The organism is Paenibacillus auburnensis, assembly GCF_927798115.1.
GTDB classification, from domain to species: Bacteria; Bacillota; Bacilli; order Paenibacillales; family Paenibacillaceae; genus Paenibacillus_AQ; species Paenibacillus_AQ auburnensis.
Genome location: NZ_CAKMMG010000001.1, coordinates 1440063 through 1459043, shown reverse-complemented (window position 1 = coordinate 1459043; position 18981 = coordinate 1440063). Strand labels below are relative to the sequence as shown.

General features: G+C 51.0%; 15 protein-coding genes. 12 read left to right on the top strand and 3 right to left on the bottom strand.

All coding sequences use genetic code 11. From position 1 onward, the window contains the following. Nucleotides 1-4: 4 nt before the first annotated feature. The 3 genes from L6H70_RS06715 to L6H70_RS06705 all read left to right on the top strand — a co-directional run bounded on the left by L6H70_RS06715 (nucleotide 5) and on the right by L6H70_RS06705 (nucleotide 4251). A complete protein-coding gene (locus tag L6H70_RS06715) occupies nucleotides 5-307 on the top strand; it encodes a hypothetical protein (RefSeq protein ID WP_236331183.1) in 303 nt (100 codons plus the stop codon). Nucleotides 308-1171: 864 nt separating this feature from the next. Beyond that, a complete protein-coding gene (locus tag L6H70_RS06710) occupies nucleotides 1172-1846 on the top strand; it encodes a DUF1648 domain-containing protein (RefSeq protein ID WP_236331179.1) in 675 nt (224 codons plus the stop codon). A 293-nt stretch (nucleotides 1847-2139) separates the two neighbouring features. Then, entirely contained in the window at nucleotides 2140-4251 is a 2112-nt protein-coding gene (locus L6H70_RS06705; RefSeq protein ID WP_423802808.1) for a thioredoxin domain-containing protein, read from the top strand. 77 nt (nucleotides 4252-4328) lie between these two features. Here L6H70_RS06705 and L6H70_RS06700 read toward each other — a convergent pair whose 3' ends face one another. Continuing rightward, on the bottom strand, nucleotides 4329-5063 hold the full coding sequence (locus tag L6H70_RS06700; RefSeq protein WP_236333179.1) for a PaaX family transcriptional regulator C-terminal domain-containing protein: 735 nt from the start codon (nucleotides 5061-5063) through the stop codon (nucleotides 4329-4331). Between the two features lie 262 nt (nucleotides 5064-5325). Here L6H70_RS06700 and L6H70_RS06695 point away from each other — a divergent pair, with 262 nt between their 5' ends. After that, a complete protein-coding gene (locus L6H70_RS06695) occupies nucleotides 5326-6015 on the top strand; it encodes a metal-dependent hydrolase (RefSeq protein ID WP_236331173.1) in 690 nt (229 codons plus the stop codon). A 100-nt stretch (nucleotides 6016-6115) separates the two neighbouring features. On the opposite strand, the gene L6H70_RS06690 is transcribed toward L6H70_RS06695, so the two are convergent. After that, entirely contained in the window at nucleotides 6116-6949 is an 834-nt protein-coding gene (locus tag L6H70_RS06690; RefSeq protein ID WP_236331171.1) for a MurR/RpiR family transcriptional regulator, read from the bottom strand. A 181-nt stretch (nucleotides 6950-7130) separates the two neighbouring features. Here L6H70_RS06690 and L6H70_RS06685 point away from each other — a divergent pair, with 181 nt between their 5' ends. The 5 genes from L6H70_RS06685 to L6H70_RS06665 all read left to right on the top strand — a co-directional run bounded on the left by L6H70_RS06685 (nucleotide 7131) and on the right by L6H70_RS06665 (nucleotide 14146). Next, nucleotides 7131-8015 carry a DUF8171 family membrane protein gene (locus L6H70_RS06685; RefSeq protein ID WP_236331168.1) on the top strand — a complete coding sequence of 295 codons (885 nt, stop codon included), beginning with the start codon at nucleotides 7131-7133 and terminating at the stop codon, nucleotides 8013-8015. Further along, on the top strand, nucleotides 8008-9759 hold the full coding sequence (locus L6H70_RS06680) for an ABC transporter ATP-binding protein (protein ID WP_236331165.1): 1752 nt from the start codon (nucleotides 8008-8010) through the stop codon (nucleotides 9757-9759). Before L6H70_RS06685 ends, L6H70_RS06680 begins: the two co-directional genes overlap by 8 nt. Next, entirely contained in the window at nucleotides 9743-10579 is an 837-nt protein-coding gene (locus L6H70_RS06675) for an energy-coupling factor transporter transmembrane component T family protein (protein WP_341482705.1), read from the top strand. The genes L6H70_RS06680 and L6H70_RS06675 overlap by 17 nt, the downstream gene beginning before the upstream one ends. Before the next feature lie 28 nt (nucleotides 10580-10607). After that, nucleotides 10608-11399: a PHP domain-containing protein gene (locus tag L6H70_RS06670; protein WP_236331162.1), complete on the top strand. Its 792-nt coding sequence runs from the start codon at nucleotides 10608-10610 to the stop codon at nucleotides 11397-11399. Between the two features lie 500 nt (nucleotides 11400-11899). Further along, nucleotides 11900-14146 (top strand): AraC family transcriptional regulator, encoded by a 2247-nt coding sequence (locus L6H70_RS06665; protein WP_236331159.1) that lies wholly within the window; start codon nucleotides 11900-11902, stop codon nucleotides 14144-14146. A 135-nt stretch (nucleotides 14147-14281) separates the two neighbouring features. On the opposite strand, the gene L6H70_RS06660 is transcribed toward L6H70_RS06665, so the two are convergent. Continuing rightward, complete coding sequence (locus L6H70_RS06660; RefSeq protein WP_236331156.1) at nucleotides 14282-15166, bottom strand: carbohydrate ABC transporter permease; 885 nt, start codon at nucleotides 15164-15166, stop codon at nucleotides 14282-14284. 383 nt (nucleotides 15167-15549) lie between these two features. On the opposite strand from L6H70_RS06660, the gene L6H70_RS06655 reads away from it, so the two are divergent. The 3 genes from L6H70_RS06655 (at nucleotide 15550) to L6H70_RS06645 (ending at nucleotide 18970) form a co-directional block, all read left to right on the top strand. Next, on the top strand, nucleotides 15550-16407 hold the full coding sequence (locus L6H70_RS06655) for an ABC transporter permease (protein WP_236333176.1): 858 nt from the start codon (nucleotides 15550-15552) through the stop codon (nucleotides 16405-16407). 43 nt (nucleotides 16408-16450) lie between these two features. Then, nucleotides 16451-17953 (top strand): extracellular solute-binding protein, encoded by a 1503-nt coding sequence (locus L6H70_RS06650; RefSeq protein ID WP_236331155.1) that lies wholly within the window; start codon nucleotides 16451-16453, stop codon nucleotides 17951-17953. A 90-nt stretch (nucleotides 17954-18043) separates the two neighbouring features. Beyond that, nucleotides 18044-18970, top strand: coding sequence for a pectinesterase family protein (locus L6H70_RS06645; protein ID WP_236331152.1), 927 nt, complete (start codon nucleotides 18044-18046; stop codon nucleotides 18968-18970). Nucleotides 18971-18981: the final 11 nt, after the last annotated feature.

Below are 18981 nucleotides of genomic sequence, written 5' to 3'. Positions count from 1 at the left end.
TTTAATGGAAGCAACTAAGTGGATTCCTTTAGCAAACATTGAAGATGATTATAAAATATGGGCAGGAACAAAAGTAAGGCTTTTCAATGTTGGATTGAATGTTAAGGGTGAGATAGCTGACTACTATGATTATCTAGTATCATACATCTATGCAAATGACGACTACTTGCAACTTACTAACCTGTCAGAAGGTGAAGCAGGGAATATTATCTGTGTAATAAAAAAGGACAAACCAAACCATTACGCATTAGGTAAAACGCTTAAGGATATGATGGGGATAGAGAATGCCTTTGTACTTATGGAGTAACAATAATATGGAGGTTCTATACTAAGAAACCACTCCATTACAGGAGTGGCTACGTCTTTATACTGATGTATATTTTGTGGTCAAACTGTACTTTGTGCTTAGATATATTACGGTGAACCGCATCATAAAGAGTGTGAAGTCGTTGAACTAACGGGGAATTTTATTTTTTTATTTATCAAAACACCGCATGACAGTACAACCCAATTTAAGGTTACTTTCCTTTATTAACGGACAACAAAGTGTGGTTATAGACATTCATTTATTTGGAATAATATGGTAATATTTAACGATCCCGATTTAAAATTGTTTGAGCATACGATGTATAAGAAGCTTGAAATCTGTGCAAGATATTTTTGACGGTGTGAAGAGAGGTGTGGTTCCGTTGGACCATTCGGTGCTAGGGCTACAAGAGGAATTTAACTAATCACTAAGTCAATTGAAAGCGAGGGGTTGTGTCGCAGAGCATCTCTGAACACACACGCCTAGTAGCATTCCTTTAAAACGGAAAGTGAACTAGCGGTGCCCAAGTATTTCTAATGATGTGAAGTGTGACTTTTAAAGATACTCGAACGATCAAACACCGTCGAAGGAGCCTGTAAAAGGGCTCCTTTTTCTATTGCTTAAAGTACTTGCCATAATTCAGTTGTCAGATGAGTAGCTCTGCGTAACAAAAGGTCTGGATAAATGTTAATTTCACCCATGTACTCACTGAAATCGATTATAATTAAATTTATGTTCAAGTCGATTACCTATCCTAAGTTAATAGGTTAATCATACGCAAAAAGGCACAGTGATGAATCGCCGATGATATAAGGGTTATATAGTTTCCGAATACACACTTATGTATAAGAGGAGGCGAATGATATGACGATAATGCCTGTTATAATAATGATCTTTGTATTTGTACCTACCATTGTACTCATGGTAGGCATGCCTTATTTAACAAGAGAGACGATTAGTTTTGGGGTCACCATCAGCGCTGTACAATTCCACAGTGAGCCTCTGCGTCAGATGCGGGAGTCATATGCTAAGATTAGTGCCACCTTGCATACCATCTTATTCATTTTGTGTATCCTCTGCCTAATATACGGTGATGAACATTCCAAGCAACAAAGTTGGATCATTGTCACTTATTCTCTCGCCATGGTCGTAATCTCCCTAGTCATAAACATTAGCTATCATTTCAAAATGAAAAGTTTACTACCTATGCTGCCGATTGCTCAGGAACCATCAATCATGGCAGTGGACACTGGTTTTCGGAAAAGAAACATTGGCTTGTCTAATAATTGGTTCCTCATTCATGTTTTAATTATTATTGTTAGTATTGTAACTGTGCTACTCAACTACGATCAGATTCCTGATCAGATTCCGATCCATTACAACAGCAGTTGGAACGTTGACCGCTATGCAGATAAATCTTATAGTTTTGTGTTTATGACTACGATAATACAAGTATTCATAACACTTTTGTTCACATTTGAGAATTGGAGTATTCGCAGAGTGAAGCAGCAGGTTCAACCTACTGATCCGAACCGTTAAGGTTAAATTTCGGTCACCCAGTAAGCTGGCTGATTTTGCTCGGAATTATTGTACTGTTAGTTGTGGTAACAAGGCTTAGAGGTTAGTATTCACCGTTATTTGACTCGAACATAAGCGAACCGATACGATAAAAAAACGATTTATATGAATGAAGGTGAAAAACAATATCTTCAACCTGCAAAGATAAAGAGAAAGGGTAAACCGAGGCACTAGCCCTTGTTGGTGTCTTTTTGCCATTCAACGGGTAATACTAACAATGGCACATTCCGCATAAGGAGGCTACATAAATGGAGATTAAAGAAGGCAAACAGCCTAACCGATTGATAAACGAAAAGTCCCCATATTTATTGCAGCACGCCCACAATCCCGTGGACTGGTATCCATGGGGAGACGAGGCCTTTGCCAAGGCGCAGTCCGAGAACAAGCCGATTTTCCTTTCAGTCGGCTATTCAACTTGTCATTGGTGTCACGTAATGGAGCGCGAATCCTTCGAGGATGCGGAGGTCGCGCAGCTACTTAATGATAACTATATTGCAATCAAGGTCGACCGCGAGGAGCGGCCGGATATTGATGCGCTGTATATGTCGGTGTGTCAGGCACTGACCGGGAGCGGCGGGTGGCCGCTGACTGTGCTGCTGACACCGGATAAGAAGCCGTTCTATGCAGGGACGTATTTCCCGAAACGGCAGATGTTCGGGCGGATCGGGCTGATGGATGTGCTGGGGCAGATCCATGCGAAGTGGGAGCAGGATGGCGATGCGCTGAGTAAGCTCGGTGACGAGCTGCTGGCGGATCTCCAGTCGCTGGACCGCAAGAATGCGCAGCTTGCCGGTGTAAGCGGCGGTGCTGCGCCGGGCGAAGAGCTGCTGCATGAGGCTTTTGAGCTGTACAGACGCCAGTTCGACGAGGAATACGGCGGGTTCGGCAATGCGCCGAAGTTCCCATCGCCGCATAACCTGTCGTTCCTGCTGGCGTACAGCCAGGCCTACCAGCAGCCGGAAGCGCTGCGGATGGTGGAGAAGACGCTGGATGCGATGTACCGCGGCGGGATGTATGACCACGTAGGGTTCGGGTTCTCCCGTTACTCCACAGACCGGGAGTGGCTGGTGCCACATTTTGAGAAAATGCTCTATGATAACGCGCTGCTGGCCATCGCCTATCTGGAAGCTTTCCAGATTACCGGGAAGCCGCTGTATGCGGAGATTGCCGAGCAGATCTTTACGTATGTACGGCGGGATATGACTTCACCGGAGGGTGCATTTTATTGTGCTGAGGATGCGGATTCCGAAGGGGTGGAAGGGAAGTTCTATGTCTTCACCCGCGAACAGATTGAGGAAGCGCTGGGTCTGGAGGATATGCATTCCTACTGCCATGTGTACGGAATTACGCCTGAAGGCAATTTTGAGGGAGCCAATATTCCGAATCTGCTGCAAGAGCTGCCGGAGGATATGGCAGAACGTACGGGCATGAATCCGCTTGGCCTGAAGACGCGGATGGAGGAATGGCGTGAGAAGCTGTTCGCTTACCGGGAGCAGCGGATTCATCCGTCCAAGGATGATAAAGTGCTGACCTCCTGGAACGGCCTGATGATCGCGGCGCTGGCCAAAGGGGCCAAAGCGCTGCAGAAACCGGAGTACGCCAAAGCTGCAGCAGCGGCGGCAGACTTCATCTGGGACAACCTCCGCCGCCGTGAGGATGGCCGGCTGCTGGCCCGCTACCGTGACGGGGAATCTGCGATTCCGGCGTATGTGGATGATTATGCCTTCCTGATCTGGGGATTGACTGAGCTGTATGAAGCTACAGGTCAGGCTGTGCACCTGGAGCGGGCTTTGCAGCTTAAGGATGGGCTGCTTGAGCTGTTCATCGACGAGGAAGGCGGCGGTTTCTTCTTCACCGGCCGCGACGGCGAAGAGCTGCCGATCCGCTCCAAGGAGTTGTATGACGGAGCGCTTCCGTCCGGGAATTCGGTGGCGGCGAAGCAGCTGCTGAAGCTGTCGGTGATCTCGCAGGATGTGGAGCTGAAGGCGGTTGCCGAGCGAACCGCACAGGTACTGGCCTCTGCGGCTGCAGAATATCCGCCGGGATATGCGATGTATCTGCAGGCCCATCTGGCGCTGATCTCCGGCGGCCGTGAATGGGTGCTGTCCGGGAAGCCGGAGGATCCGGCGCTGCATGGAATGCTGGCTCAGGTTCAGCAGGCCTACCTGCCGGATGCTTCACTGATCGTTAACTGGTCCGGCATTGAAGGTGAGACTTTGCATCGCCTGCTGCCTCATCTGGCTGATAAACCGGCGGTGGATGGCCGGGCAACGGCGTATGAATGCCGGAATTTTGCCTGCCGTGCACCACTTAGCAGTCTCGAAGCGGTTAAGGAGCTGCTGGCTACGGGCATGCGGCAAGACTAGAATAAATATAGAAGGGACAGCCTGAGAGAGGCTGCCCCTTTTTTTCTTGTGTATGGTGATAACTAGTATAGAAATTGCTATGTGAACAGCGCATAGAAGGAATCACGGGGGATCGCCTCGGCGAGTCTGCGCGATTGTGCCTGTAGCTCAGCGAGAACGGTTTTACCGGACCAGTCCGCAGGCAGCAGTTCATCCGGCAGCGAGGGGTCAACCATAAACAGTCCGCTCAGGGTTTCGCCGATTTCCAGGTACAGCAGAAACAGGCGTAATGCCTGCCCGTCGCGTACAGCCTCGTCTACAAGAGGAACGAACTCGGTCTGCGACCAGCGCCATTTCTCCTGATACACTGCTTCCACTTTGTCGAGCTGCCAGATGGTCCAGGCTTTGGCCGGGGTAATCGAGCCCTCTGCGAACTCTCCGCGAAGGATGGATACGTTGTCTGTAAGCCCCAGACTCTGAATATACTCTGTCACTTCCTGGCGATAATTCCAAGGAGAGATGTAGACGCTGTTATATAGCAGTCCGAAGCCAAGCTGCAGAATCGCCGCACGAAAGGCATCGCGCTTTTTGCGTTCGTGCTCAGGCACTTCCAGCATGACGACATCCCAGGTGTGGTCCCACTTTTGATGATAACGGGCAGGTTTGCTGTTAATGGATTTGATGTAGGAGCGTCCATTATCCGTGATTTGATATAAGGAACGGGCAGGTGAGGCGATGTAGCCCTCTTTTTTCAGGCGGGACAAGCTGTTTCGGATATAGGTAGAGGTATACCCTCTTTGTTCGTAGATTTCCACGAATTGCTGGGCGCCCATCTGGTCCACACGGGACAGTAGGAAGAGCATAGTTTTTTCAACGGACAGCAATAGTCCTCACGCCTCTCTTGACAGGAAGTGATGTTCAATATATTATAAAAGTATACGTTCGTGATAAAAATAAGTATATTGATGAAATCCATTGTTGAATGCCTACAGGACTGCAGCGGATATCACAATACTCACCCTGTCATTGTAACGTAAACTTTATGCCTTTGCACGGTAAGTCCATTATTCATGAGAAGAAAGGGAGAGATAACGAATGAAGATCATTTTCCACGGCCATTCCTGTGTACAGATTGAGGTAGGCGGCAAGTCGCTGATTATCGATCCCTTTATTAGCGGCAACCCGGCTGCGGTAACGAAGCCTGAGGACATCAAGACAGATGCGGTACTGCTGACTCACTCGCATATGGATCACATTCTGGATGCGGCGCCGATTGCGATCAGCAATAATGTTCCGGTGGTTGCTACCGTCGAACTGGCTGCTTATATCGGGTGGAAGGGTGCGCAGACGATCGGGATGAACATCGGGGGGACGGTGGATCTCGGATTCGCTAAGGCGACGATGATTCATGCGTTCCACACCAGCGGTATAACACTGAATGACCAGCAGCAGATCATTTACGGCGGTATGCCTGCCGGATTTATTATTGAAGCGGAAGGCAAGACCGTTCTGCATGCGGGAGACACCGGGCTGTTCAGTGACATGAAAATGTTCGGCGAGCTGTATAACATCGACCTGGCCATTCTTCCAATGGGCGGACATTTCACGATGGGGCCGGAGCATGCGCTGATTGCTGCCAAATGGCTGAACGCCAAGCAGGTGCTCCCTGTTCATTACAACACTTTCCCGCCAATCCGCCAGGATGTGGCCAGCTTTGTTGACGCCCTGGGCCAGGAAGGGATTAAAGGAATTGCGCTGGAATATGGAGCAAGTTTGGAACTGTAAGCTTCAGCATATGTGAATGAACACAGAGATAAGTTTAAAGAAAGACGCCTACGTCAGGACAGGAAATCCTGCGTTAGGCGTCTTTTTGCTGTAATTATGATCAGCTCCGGGGGAGCTTACTACCATACTGTGCCCGCAGTTTCTGAAGCTTCTCGAGCTTGCGCAGACTGCTGTCCTTGTTGAGGAGACCCACGCCGAGAATCAGGTTCTCGATGATATAGGTCGGTCCGACCATCGAATGAAATTCCCACACCTCACCGCGCCCTGCGTAGAGCACAATATCGGCATCCTGCGAGCGGGGATAGACCAGCCTGTCGGTAATCAGGATGACGAGATAGCCCGCTTCGCGTGCATAGTCGAGAATGACCTCCGTCTCCGGCAAAAGCTGGACAAAACCGAACACCAGCACGACATCTTTTTTGCCGGCATGCATTAGGGCTTCCATGAGCTCATGGCCGCTTGGCGCCATCCGTTTCAGGTTGAGACCATATCTGGCCATCCGGTAGGCCATCAGCTCAGCAAGACCCACGCAGGGGCCGGGGCTATAGATGTAAATATGCTTCGCGCTGGATAAAGCTTCCACTGCGCGCTGCAGCAGCGTTTCATTCAGATAGCGGCTGGTTTCCTGCAGGTGATGGGAAGCAACCTCCAGCAGCATTTGCGGCAGGGAGCTGCCGCCGGTCCGCTGCATGGCATCGCGCATTTTCTCTGAAGGGGTGGATTCGAAACGGAAGCGCAGGCTGTTTTTGAAATCCTTGGCATGCCGGTAGCCCGCCGCTTTCCAGAACCGTGACACTGAAGCGATGCTTATATGCAGCTCGTCAGCCATTTCCTGCTCGGTCATATAGAGGACGCGCAGCTCGTTTTTTTGAATAAAATCGGCAATGACCCGCTGGTTCGGCGAGAATGGCCGGCGGTTCCAATCCTTGTACATAGGCTGTTGACCTCCTGAACATAATGATGCTTCTCCACTATAGCCTGCCAGTATGATGTAAATATTTTTACAGCGTTAAAAATCATGGAAAAAAGATTACACCCTCTTAACAAACGGAAAAAGCTGCCCTGACATGCTCTCCCTATACTTAAGTTAAATTCCTGAAGGGGGCTACGAAGTAATGAGTACCTTGAAAACGCGCTACACCCTTACCCAGTCGCAGAAAATGATGATTTTTGTGCTGTCCATGTCACTCTACGGATTGTCCAACATGTTCACGGAGCTGATCCCGAGTGTGCAGCTGGGGCCGGTTGAGCTGTCGGTTGAGTATTTCGCTTTCATTCCGCTGACGCTGTGCATGTTGTTTCATCCGCTGTATGCTGCCGTGGGGGCGGCGGTCGGCGAAGTCATCTTCGGCGAACTGATGCTGGGCCAGTTTGGCGGGCTGGGGGAGCTGGAGAAATTCATAACCTTCTCACTGGCAATGTATATCGCTGGCCGGATGGTATCCGATCCGAAGAACCGCAGACAGGTCGGGATTGCGGCGATCAGCGGGGTAGCGATTCACCAGTTCTGCAGCTCTGTGATCGACATTGTTAAGGTGTGGGTCGGTGTGGAGGAACTCGAAGCAGTTAAAGGCCTGGCGGAAAGTATTGTGATTATCGAGGGTGTCGGATTCCTGAACGATGTGCTGTTTTCGGGTATACTGTTCGCGCTGCTTCCGACCATGTATCTGGTGCCGCGCCTGTATGGCAAAATCGAGCCGCTGCTTGGCATGAAGCCGCGCGAACGGAATATGCAGTATGCATCAGGCGGCGGAAACCGGCTGTCTCCTAAGCTGCTGGGCGGCGGAATTGTACTTGCCCTTGTAGCCCTTGGCGCAGAGCTGCTGTCGGAATCGGGCTGGAGTATCGGCGAGTTCGAGCTGCCGGGAGCAGAATCCCATGAAGCCAGTCTGATCTGGGTCAGTATGCTGGCTGCGGCGCTGATTGCGGCACTGGCTATCGTCTTCACCCTGCGCCGTGCCTCGCGCAGGCGGCAGGAAGCGGGGCAGCTGGATGGATAAGGTGGCACTGGAACTGAAGAATGTATCCTTCACCTATCCCGGCGCAGAGGTGCCGGTGCTGCAGGAGGTATCCTTCAGCCTCAAGAAGGGGGATTTCGTCGCGGTCATCGGTAGCAACGGCTCGGGCAAATCGACGCTGTGCAAATGCTTCAACGGTCTGATCCCGCATTACTACACCGGCGATTTCGAGGGGGAAGTTATGCTGCTCGGAGAGTCTGCGGAGGGGAAAAGCGTCAGCGAGCTGTCCAGGCATATCGGCTATGTCTACCAGGACTTTGAGAATCAGCTGGTTCGTCCGACGGTGATGGATGATGTGTGCTTTACACCGCTGAATTACGGGCTGCTTGATTACCGGGAACGGGGAATGCGGGCACTGGAGCTGACAGGGCTTCACGGCATGGGCCGTGAATTTATCTGGCAGCTTAGCGGAGGGCAGAAGCATCTGCTGGCATTAGCCGGAGCGCTGGCCATGGACCCGGACATTCTTGTCATCGACGAGCCGGTGGCCCAGCTTGATCCGCAGCATGCCCGGCAGATTTATGACATTCTGCGCCGGCTGAACGAGCAGCACGGCAAGACGGTTGTCGTCATCGAGCATCATGCCGAGTTCATTGCGGAGTACTGCCGCACGGTGGTGCTGATGGATGCGGGGAGGCTGCGCTGGCAGAAGCCGGTGCGCGAAGCACTAAGCTCAGTAGACGAGCTGCTGAGCCTCAGCATCTATCCGCCCGATGTCACCCGGGCAGCTTGGCTGCTGCAGCCGGACCGACAGACTGCAGCTGTATATCCGCTGAGCAGCGAGGAGGGACAGCGCTGCTTCACGCGCCGCTTGTCTCTGTCGGATATCCAGGAAACGTTGGCGCAGCCACAGATAAAGGACTTACATTCTACTCCATCTGAGGTGAAGCCGGTTGTAGAAATGGAGCATATCCGGCTGTCTTACCGGACGATCCACAAAACGCTTCATCCGGTGCTGAACGGAATCAGCCTGGAGCTGTTCTCCGGGGAGCGTGTGGCGCTGATCGGCAATAACGGGGCAGGCAAATCCTCGCTCATGAAGCTGATTGCCGGAATTACCGCTCCTACCGGTGGCACGGTGAAGGTTAAGGGGATCACCGTCAACGGCCTGCCGCCGGAACGGCTGGCAGGCATCGCTTCTTACGTATTCCAGAACCCTGAGGATATGTTCATCGATGATTCGGTCCGCGGAGAGATCGCTTATTATCTGAAGGCCAGAGGGCTAAAGGATAAGGACGAAAGAGTAGAGGCTATGCTGGAGGCCTTCCGCCTCCAGGAGCTGGCCGGGCGGGATGCCCGGCTGCTCAGCGGAGGGCAGCAGCGCCGGGTGTCGCTGGCGATTGGCGCTGCTGTCCGTCCGGTAGTCATGCTGCTGGATGAGCCAACGGCCAATCTGGACATATCAACGAAGCAGGAGATGACCCGGGTGCTGCAGGCTCTGCGCGGTCACGTGGAGACGGTTGTCATTGCGACACACGATATGGCGCTGGTGGCCGAATGGGCCAGCCGGATTATCGTCATGAGTGAAGGGAGAATCCTTGCCGACGGCAACAAGGAAGAAATCTTCTCCGACGGGCAGCTGCTGCGGCGTGCCGGACTGGCTGAAACCCAGCTGATGGAAATGAGCCGGCTGCTGGAGCTGCCGCAGATCTGCTGCAGCCTGGAGGAGTTCGTTGCCCGATCCGAATGGAGGAAGGAGGAGCTTGTACATGGTGGAAGCCGTTAAACGGGCGCTGAACCGCATATCGGTGGAGCAGATCAAGCTGGAGCTGCTGGGCACAGCCTATAACAGCAGCAGTACTTTTCTCGGCAGGCTTGATCCGCGGATGCTGCTGATCTGGTATTTGTTCTTTGCTGTAACCCCATGGTTTGTGTATAACCGGACCATTCTGCTTGGCATGTTTGTATTTATGGTGGTAACTACGGTACTCTCACGGGTCAGCCCCTACATTGTGTTTATCCTCTGTCTGGGTCTGGTCAGCCAGATTGGCTGGATGTTTCTGCTGTCGCTCTTTTTTGGGGGAGGGGCGGAATCGCTGCTGCCGATGCTGACGCTTACGCTCAAGCTCTCCGTTATTTCACTGGCGAGCATTACCGTCTTTTCCAGTCTCGACCCCGAACGGCTTAGCGACGGACTGTCCGCACTGGGTGTCCCGGATGCTTTTGCCTTCAGCCTGTCTTACGGATACCGCATTCTGCCTACGCTGCTGGAGGAATTTCATCAGATCCTGCTCTCGTTCAGGCTTAGAGGCCAAAGGCCGCTCAAGCACGGATTCCTCTATATGCGTACCGCTGCCTATTATTTGCGGATTCTCGTGCTAGTCTTTTATCCGCTGATGCTGAATACGGCCAAACGCTCGCGGACCACCGTAGAAGCGCTTGAGACCAGAGGCTACACCTATGCGGTCAATAATCCGCAGGTCAAAAAGCTGCGCCTGTCCTACCTGGTGATGCAGCGCAGAGACTGGCTGTTCGCCGCATTCTCCGCTGTATATGTCGGCTTGCTGTTTCCTTTGGGAACCGTGTTTCCCAATCTAATCTACTAATCCAAGGAACTAAGGAGTGTCTCCGCTTATGAATATAGATCTGCACACCCATGGCAAGCTGTCGAAAAAATCCGATTTCTCCGTAGAATATTTCCGCCAAATGGTCAGCGAGGCTGTGGCGAACGGGCTGCAGGCACTGGCGCTGACCGAGCATTTCAATACATCGAATTTCTTCGGAATGTATGAGACACTGGATAGGCTCTACCCCTACAACGGCCACTATTATGAGGCGGATGGCCTCCGCATTTTTCCCGGGATGGAAGTGGATATTTCCGAGACCGGCCATATTCTGCTGATCGGGCTGAAGGAGGACATCCTGTCTGTCCGTTCCGCGCTGGAGGGACACACACGGGAAGGGGAGTTCATCCCTTTTGAGGAGCTGCTGGATCTTGCGGACCGCTACGGTTTATGGAAAATCGGTGCCCATCCGTTCCGTACCTCTACGCCCCTGCACCATCTGGATCCGCAGCTGCTGGCCCGGCTGGACGCTTTTGATCTGAATGCTAAAGATATTTATATGCAGGGGGCAGACACTTACCGGGCACTGATTGAGCCGTTTGCCCATAGACTTGGGGTTCCTGTCATTGCCGGCAGTGACAGCCACCAATGCCTGCAATACGGCAGTGTCGTGAACCGGTTGGAGCTGGAATGCTCCACTGTAGAGGAATTGAGAGCAGCGATAAACCGGAGACAATATTCGATCGAAGTCTCACCCTGCCTGCACACGAAGGTGAAAGGCTCGATTATGATGAAGAAGCTGCTCAAGCAGATGCACGGCGAGGCTCCATCAAGGGACGAGGAAGCGGAGTATAGCGCCTAGAAGATTGATATTCTGGTATCCTGAAGCTGACTTATAGATGAAGCCGCGGTTCTCCGATAACAGGAGAAGCCGCGGCTTTGCTGCTTTTTATAGACTTAGGAAACGATTGTTATATAACGTCTATATAATAATATAATGGATGAATTGGCTGATATATACGAATTTTACGCTTGTCTATTAAGAGAGAACACGTTAACAATAAATTTGTCTGAATTCTATAAGTCTTCATTAGTAAAGAGCAAGCAGTCGCTGGATTTAATGGGAATTCTGGAGTCTTTAAGTGATGAACTGCAATTTTCTTGATCGGATGAAGCCAATATTGATAAGGCGTCATTCCCGATTAAGAGAAGCATAGGCCTCGATTGTTAACGTTACCAATAAGAGCAGGCAGACAGGATATGGGAGGTGTAATTTGATGCACACGTTAAAAAAATCATGGAATCCACACTATGAAAGCGCTATAATTATTAGCATGGAGTATAAACTAAAGGGGCAACGCTATGAGAAAAGGAAGAATGTTTTACGGGATTTTTATTCCGATCCTCATCCTTGGTGTAGGGCTGGTTGCCAGCTTCGGCAGCTATATCTATATCAGTACGATCCAATCCGTAGACAGTCAGTTCTCAAGCAGCAAACAAAGCTATATTGAGCAGATTAAGAACAACCTGGAGCATAAGATCCAGAGTATTGAGTACGCTTTCAACACCTATAGTACAACGAGCTCCTTTCAGGAGGTGGTTACGAATCCGATAACCATTCAAGACTTTGTGGCTTACCGTAACGTCAATTCGCAGCTGAATTATATCGCTTCCATGACTGCGGAGGGCACGGAATATTCCCTGATCAGTCTGGAACAGAACTGGCAGATCATGAATGAGCGGCTAACCAGCCTGACTGAGGCGGATGTGGAGCAGCTGCGTGAGAAGTATATCGACAATCAGGATCAGAGCTTGTTCTGGATCAAGACCGACAATGGCATCCGCTTCGTCAACACGCTTCCGGTGTTCTCCAGTAAAAAGCAGGCGATCGCGTTATCCGATATTTCGAAATATACGCTGGATAACATTATCAAGACCGAGGAGAGCTCACAGGTCTATATCCTCAATAAATCAGGAGAGCTGCTGTATCAATCCGGGCCGGGAGCGGAAAGTCTGACTGCCGGGCAGTTCCAGGAGCTCAGCGGAACGATTGCCTCCGGCGAAGAGAATGGCAAAGTCAAGCTGGAGGCAGGGGACACGCGTCCCCTTCAGCTGCTGTATGCCAAGTCCTCCTATAATAACTGGATTTATCTCACGGTGCTAGACCAGGACGAGATTGCCGGCACGCTCAAAATGACAAAGTACGGACTGTATGCCCTGGGGCTGCTGTCGATTCTCCTGATATGGATTGTAGCTTATTTAATCGCGCTATATTTTACGAAGCCTATCCAGCAGATTAAGCGGAGCCTGTCCATCGTCCCTCAGGCGGATACCGCCAAGAATGAGATCGAGTACATTATGCATTCCATCGATACCATTCTTTCAGAGAAGCAGTCGCTTGAGAGCTTGATTGAAGCGGAAATGCCGCAGCTGGAGACCCAGCTGATTCTTAACCTGTTCAGGGGCCGAGTCACCCCGGAGGTGCTGGAAAAGAACCTGCAACGGTTTGGTTATGCGCCTAACGGGACCGGGAAGTATGCCGCAATGCTGATTCAGCTGGACAGCCTGGGTGAGCAAGGGACCACGAATAGGGACATCTTGCTGCTGGCGATCAACAAAATGGTAGAGGAAGTCATTCCGAAGCAGATGCGGATGCTGCCCATCATTCTGAATGATGATACCCAGGCTACGATCCTAACCTTCCGGGAGCAGAGCGAGCAGGAGCTGAACAAAGAGCTGCTGGATTATGCGACTGCACTGCTGAAGGCGGTGAGGAATTATCTCAAGGTCCCGATCAGCATCGGCATCAGCAAGTCTTATACAGATTTGCTGGAGAGCAAGGAGGCCTGTGAGATGGGCAAACAGGCGCTGCATCAGCGTCTGAATCTCGGCAAGGAATCGATCATCTTTTATGAAGATATCTCCATGGTCGTTTCCGGTCCGGTCTTGCTCCACTATCCGGCGGAACTGGAATCACAGCTGTTCAACGCCATCCGCCTGGGGGATAAGGAGCAGGTTGCCGAGGCGCTCTATCCTTTCCTGGCCCAGCTGATCGGCAAGAACAAAAGCACGCTGAACTTTGAGGTCATGCTGGTGCGTCTGGTGAACAACCTGATTCAGCTGGAGCAGCATCTGGGCATCCAGGTCCTGCTGACCCAGGACAACAATAAGCTGTACCACCGGGTACTGGATATCCGCAATCCGGAAGAGATCGAACGCCTGCTGGTCCAGGAGGTTATCTATCCGATGACCTATACCATGAAAGAGAAGATGAGCAAGCAATTCCGCTGCCTGTCCGATAAAATCACCGCCATCGTTGCTGCCGAATATGACTGCGAGCTTACGCTGGAGAGCATCGGCGAGCGGCTGCATTATAATCCGAATTATCTGAGCAGCATCTTCAAAAAAGAATACGGAACAGCGTTCAGTGAGTATCTGATGAACTACCGGCTGGAGATGGCGAAGAAGTGGCTTTCGGAGACAGATATGACGATCAAAGAGATTGCCGAGCGTCTGCAGTATCATAACCCGCAGAATTTCATCCGCTCCTTCCGTAAGAAAGAACAGGTGACACCGGGCACTTACCGCAAGCTGCAGCAGGGGGCATAAAATAAATTGCAGCAGGCAAAATGATCAGCACAGTTTCACCGGGCAGCCAGATACAAAAGAAACGGTACCGTCCTTAGGTTAAGGCGATACCGTTTCTTTATAACTATATACATTGAACTAATGTGTGCAAAGGTCCTAACCCTTTACAGCTCCCATCAGGGCACCCTTGGTGAAGTGCTTCTGGACGAAAGGATAGGCGATCAGCATAGGCACCGTGGCAACGACAATGACTGCCATTTTGATCGTCTGCGCCGGCGGCACAATATCGACGGATGTTCCCTCAGCCTGCATCCCGCTGGAGACGATAACAATCTGGCGGAGCAGCACCTGAATCGGCCATTTTACCGAATCATTAATGTAGAGAATGGCGTTCATGTACGTGTTCCAGTACGCTACGGCATAGAACAGGGAGATGGTCGCAATGGACGGCAGGGCCAGCGGCAGCATGATTTTCAGGAAAATTCCAAAGTCATTGCTTCCGTCAATCTTGGCTGATTCCTCCAGACTGTCCGGTAGTGCCTGGAAGAAGTTACGCATGATAATCATATTGAAGGCATTGATCGCTACCGGGAAAACCAGGGACCAGTAGGAGTTGATAAGCCCGACTGATTTGACAACGAGAAAGGTAGGGATCATCCCGCCGCTGAACAGCATGGAGAACACGACAATGAAGTTAATGGTGTTGCGGAGCGGCAGATACCTTCTGGACAAGCCATAGGCCATCAGTGCGGTCAGGATCATACTTACAATCGTACCCACAATGGTGACACTTATGGACACGCCCAGACCTTTAAAGATCGTCGGAGTTGATAGGATATAGCGGTAGGCGTCCAGTGAAAAGGTAGTCGGGAACAGAATGAATTTTTTCGCAATCACTTCCTGGGTGGTCGCGAAGGAGCTGGCGATAATGTTTACAAAAGGTAAGAGACAGGCAAGAGCGATCAGAATCAATAGGGTGGCGTTCGCAATCGAAAATACGCGGCTGCCGAGCGATTCTTTTCTTCGTGTGCTGTGGTTCATTTCATATCCTCCTCGTAATCGGTTACCTCTCAATCGTAACAAGAGGGCCAAATTACGTATATAATCCGGGCATGAGGTGTTCACTGTGCAGACCTGGAAAAGGCCTGAATCAGCACATAATCATTATCTTCGGCTGTAATCATCACAGGAGGTCAAGAAAGCGCAAACACTGCAGCCAAAAGGGTCCGGGACATGTTAATCACATAATGATTATATACGTAATCTCTGGAATTCCTTAGTCTAGAGGACGTAATCCCCGAATGACCAAAGGAGGCTGACAAGTGAAAGTTTCAAGTATCACCGCACCAGCAAATCTGCACCTGGAAAAGAGGAAAAGCGCAGCGGTCCTGACTGCAGTAAAGAAATACAAGCTCTTATATCTGATGATATTGCCCGGGCTGCTGTATTTCATCGTATTTAAGTACATGCCCATGGGTGGGCTGGTGATTGCGTTTCAGGATTATCAGCCGTTCCTCGGAATCACGGGCAGCGATTGGGTCGGGTTCAAGCATTTCATCCGGCTGTTCACCGAACCTACCTTTATGATGCTGCTGCGCAACACACTGATATTGTTCGCTATGAACATTGTGCTTTTCTTCCCGCTGCCGATTATCGTGGCGTTAATGTTGAATGAGCTTAGGAACCGCCACCTGAAAAACTGGATTCAGACGATTGTCTACATCCCCCACTTCATGTCATGGGTTATCATCGTTTCGATTACCTATGTATTCCTGACTGTGGACGGCGGCGTCATTAATGAATTAATCGCCAGTCTCGGCGGCAAAAAAATCAGCTTCCTGACCTCACCGGAATGGCTGCGCACGATCTATATCGGGCAGATCATCTGGAAAGAGCTCGGCTGGTCCACCATCATTTATCTGGCTGCCATTACCGTAGTTGACCCTCAGCTATATGAAGCTGCGGAAATGGACGGCGCTGCCCGTCTGCGCAAAACATGGCATGTGACACTGCCGGCCATCCGTCCAGTCATCATTACCCTGCTGATTCTCAAAATCGGCAGCACGCTGGATCTTGGCTTTGAACATATGTATCTGCTGCTCAACTCGCTTAACCGCGAAGTAGCCGAAATTTTTGACACCTACATTTATACGGCGGGCTTGAAGAACGGACAATTAAGCTTCAGCACCACGGTAGGGCTGTTCAAAGGTGTGGTCGGTCTCATCCTGGTTATGGCCTCCAACAGGCTGGCTAAGAAGATGGGCGAAGATGGCGTATATTAGGCAGTGTCTACGAATCTACTAACTTATTCAAAGGAGAAGTGTTATGACAAAAAGATGGGTCAGTCTACTTGCAAGTGTTACCTTACTTACCACAGTGTTATCGGGATGTGGCGGAGATAAAGAAACGGCTAAGAATGCTGCTGTAGCGGATGAATCTAAGCCCCTGGAGATAACCTGGCTGAATATCCTGCACACGGCTTCACCTCCTACAGACACTATTAAGAAGCTGCTTGAGGAATACACCAATACGAAGCTCACCTTCAACTGGGTGCCCGACGCGTCCAAGGAAGAGCGGATCACTACAGCGCTGGCTTCCGGCGAGCTTGCCGATATCGTAACCTTGACCATGATGACGAACTCCTCGGTGAGAAGCTCCCTGAAATCGGGTTTGTTCTGGGATGTCGGCCCTTATATCGACGACTACGACAATCTGGCCAAAATCGCTCCGGAAATCCGGGCTGCGGCTTCTATCGAAGGGGTGCTGTACGGGGTTCCATTCCAGAAGAATCTGGCGCGCTCCGGCTTCATTTTCCGCAAAGACTGGCTGGATAAGCTGGGGCTGCCGGTCCCGACCACGCTGGATGAGGTATATGAAATTGCCCGTGCCTTCACAGAGGATGACCCGGACGGTAACGGCATTGACGATACGACCGGCTTCGGCGACAGATCTGACCTGAGATACAGCAGCTTCAAAACGCTCAGTTCCTACTTCGGCACACCGAACGGCTGGAAAGTGGATGACAGCGGCAAGTTCACACCGGAATTTGATACTCAGGAATATATGGATACGATGAATTTTTCCAAAAAGCTATATGAAAACGGATACTTGGCCCAGGACTTTGCTGTTACCGCCAAAACCGACCAGCAGCAGCAGTTCGCCCAGGGCAAAACCGGGATTTACACCGGTATGGTCGATATCTCCAGCCTGAGAACGCTGGCGCAGGATCTGCAGGAAGGTCTTGAACTCGTGCCGGTTAACAAAATATCAAACGGTGACGGACAGTATCACATCTGGTCAGAAGGCAGCGGGGTCGGAGGTCTGATGGCATTCCCGAAATCGGAAGTCAAAACCGAAGCGGAGCTGAAACGGCTGCTGCAATTCGTCAATGACCTGATCGATGAAGAGGCATTTATGCTGATGACCGGCGGTATTGAAGGCACGCACTATGAATATGATGAGAACGGCGCTTATAAGGTTCTGAATACCGAGCTATGGCAGGCCGATGTTCAGCCTTTCTCCTCCAGCAGACCAAGCGAAATTGCATATACGCTTAAGGATGCCAACCCTGAGAAGCAGCTGGCAAATGAGCTGATCCGCGAAAATGACAAGTTTGCCGTTCTTGATCCTACCGTTCCGCTGGACTCAGCCACGAACAATGAACAAGGAACCGAGCTGGCGAAGATCATCACTGATGCAACGTTCAAATACATTATGGGACAAGCGAACGAAGCGGACTTCAAGAAGGCGGTACAGACCTGGAAGGATTCGGGTGGTACCAAAATTACGGAAGAGTACGAAGCGGCCTATAAGCTGACCCAGAAGTAAGCATTACGTTTGTACAGGCGGGCCCACCCTTCTCAGGTGGGTTCGTTTTGACGGAAAAGCGGTATGTGTGCCTGGAGGCGAAGTGATGAGATGAGAACGATATGGGTCAGTAAAAGTGGCGGAGGAGACTTCACCTCTGTTCAAGCTGCAATTGACAGCATCCCGGAGGGGGCTGCGGAGGAAACGGTTCTGTTCATTGAATCGGGAGTGTATAAGGAGAAGCTCCGGATTCCTAAACCGGACTTGCGGCTGTATGGTGTAGGTGAGGTTAGACTGGTGTATGACGATTATGCGACGAAGCCGGGCAGTGACGGAGTGCCGATGGGCACCTTTGCCTCATGCAGCACTTACATTACCGGTGACAACATCCGGGTGGAAAATATAATTTTTGAGAATACAGCCGGGGAGAGTGCCAAGGTAGGCCAGGCGGTGGCGCTTTATGTCGATGCCGACAAAGCAGTGTTTAAGAATTGTTCGTTCCTGGCGGCCCAGGATACGCTGTATCTGGCGAAGCCGAAGGAAGAGAAGCAGAACAGAAGCGGACGTAATTATTTTGAGCATTGCCGGATTGCCGGTGATATTGATTTTATTTTTGGCTCGGCAACGGCGTATTTTGAGGAATGTGAAATCATCAGTCTGAATGTGCAAAAGGAAGTCAACGGCTATATAACCGCAGCCGCTACGCCAGCGGATAAAGAGGCGGGTTTTGTATTTCACCGTTGCCGGCTGGTCAGTGATGCGGCTGCAAATAGTGTGTATCTGGGAAGACCATGGCGCGACTATGCCCGGACGGTGTTTTTGGATTGCCGGATGGGCGGGCATATCCGCCGTGAGGGCTGGGACGACTGGGGCAAGCCCAGTGTGAATCATACGGTACATTATGCCGAGTATGGCAATGACGGACCCGGTGCGGACACGGATGTCCGTGTCTCCTGGTCTAAGCAGCTGCAGGAGCATGAGGCCGGGCGGTTCACGCTGGAGGCTGTTTTTGGCGGAGATACGGACTGGACGCGCTGAGGATTTTACTA

Coding starts and splice junctions, on each gene's coding strand:
- L6H70_RS06715 (WP_236331183.1), top strand. CDS start 5: ATGGAAGCAACTAAGTGGATTCCTTTAGCAAACATTGAAGATGATTAT.
- L6H70_RS06710 (WP_236331179.1), top strand. CDS start 1,172: ATGACGATAATGCCTGTTATAATAATGATCTTTGTATTTGTACCTACC.
- L6H70_RS06700 (WP_236333179.1), bottom strand. CDS start 5,063: ATGGGCGCCCAGCAATTCGTGGAAATCTACGAACAAAGAGGGTATACC.
- L6H70_RS06695 (WP_236331173.1), top strand. CDS start 5,326: ATGAAGATCATTTTCCACGGCCATTCCTGTGTACAGATTGAGGTAGGC.
- L6H70_RS06690 (WP_236331171.1), bottom strand. CDS start 6,949: ATGTACAAGGATTGGAACCGCCGGCCATTCTCGCCGAACCAGCGGGTC.
- L6H70_RS06685 (WP_236331168.1), top strand. CDS start 7,131: ATGAGTACCTTGAAAACGCGCTACACCCTTACCCAGTCGCAGAAAATG.
- L6H70_RS06680 (WP_236331165.1), top strand. CDS start 8,008: ATGGATAAGGTGGCACTGGAACTGAAGAATGTATCCTTCACCTATCCC.
- L6H70_RS06675 (WP_341482705.1), top strand. CDS start 9,743: ATGGTGGAAGCCGTTAAACGGGCGCTGAACCGCATATCGGTGGAGCAG.
- L6H70_RS06670 (WP_236331162.1), top strand. CDS start 10,608: ATGAATATAGATCTGCACACCCATGGCAAGCTGTCGAAAAAATCCGAT.
- L6H70_RS06665 (WP_236331159.1), top strand. CDS start 11,900: ATGAGAAAAGGAAGAATGTTTTACGGGATTTTTATTCCGATCCTCATC.
- L6H70_RS06660 (WP_236331156.1), bottom strand. CDS start 15,166: ATGAACCACAGCACACGAAGAAAAGAATCGCTCGGCAGCCGCGTATTT.
- L6H70_RS06655 (WP_236333176.1), top strand. CDS start 15,550: ATGATATTGCCCGGGCTGCTGTATTTCATCGTATTTAAGTACATGCCC.
- L6H70_RS06650 (WP_236331155.1), top strand. CDS start 16,451: ATGACAAAAAGATGGGTCAGTCTACTTGCAAGTGTTACCTTACTTACC.
- L6H70_RS06645 (WP_236331152.1), top strand. CDS start 18,044: ATGAGAACGATATGGGTCAGTAAAAGTGGCGGAGGAGACTTCACCTCT.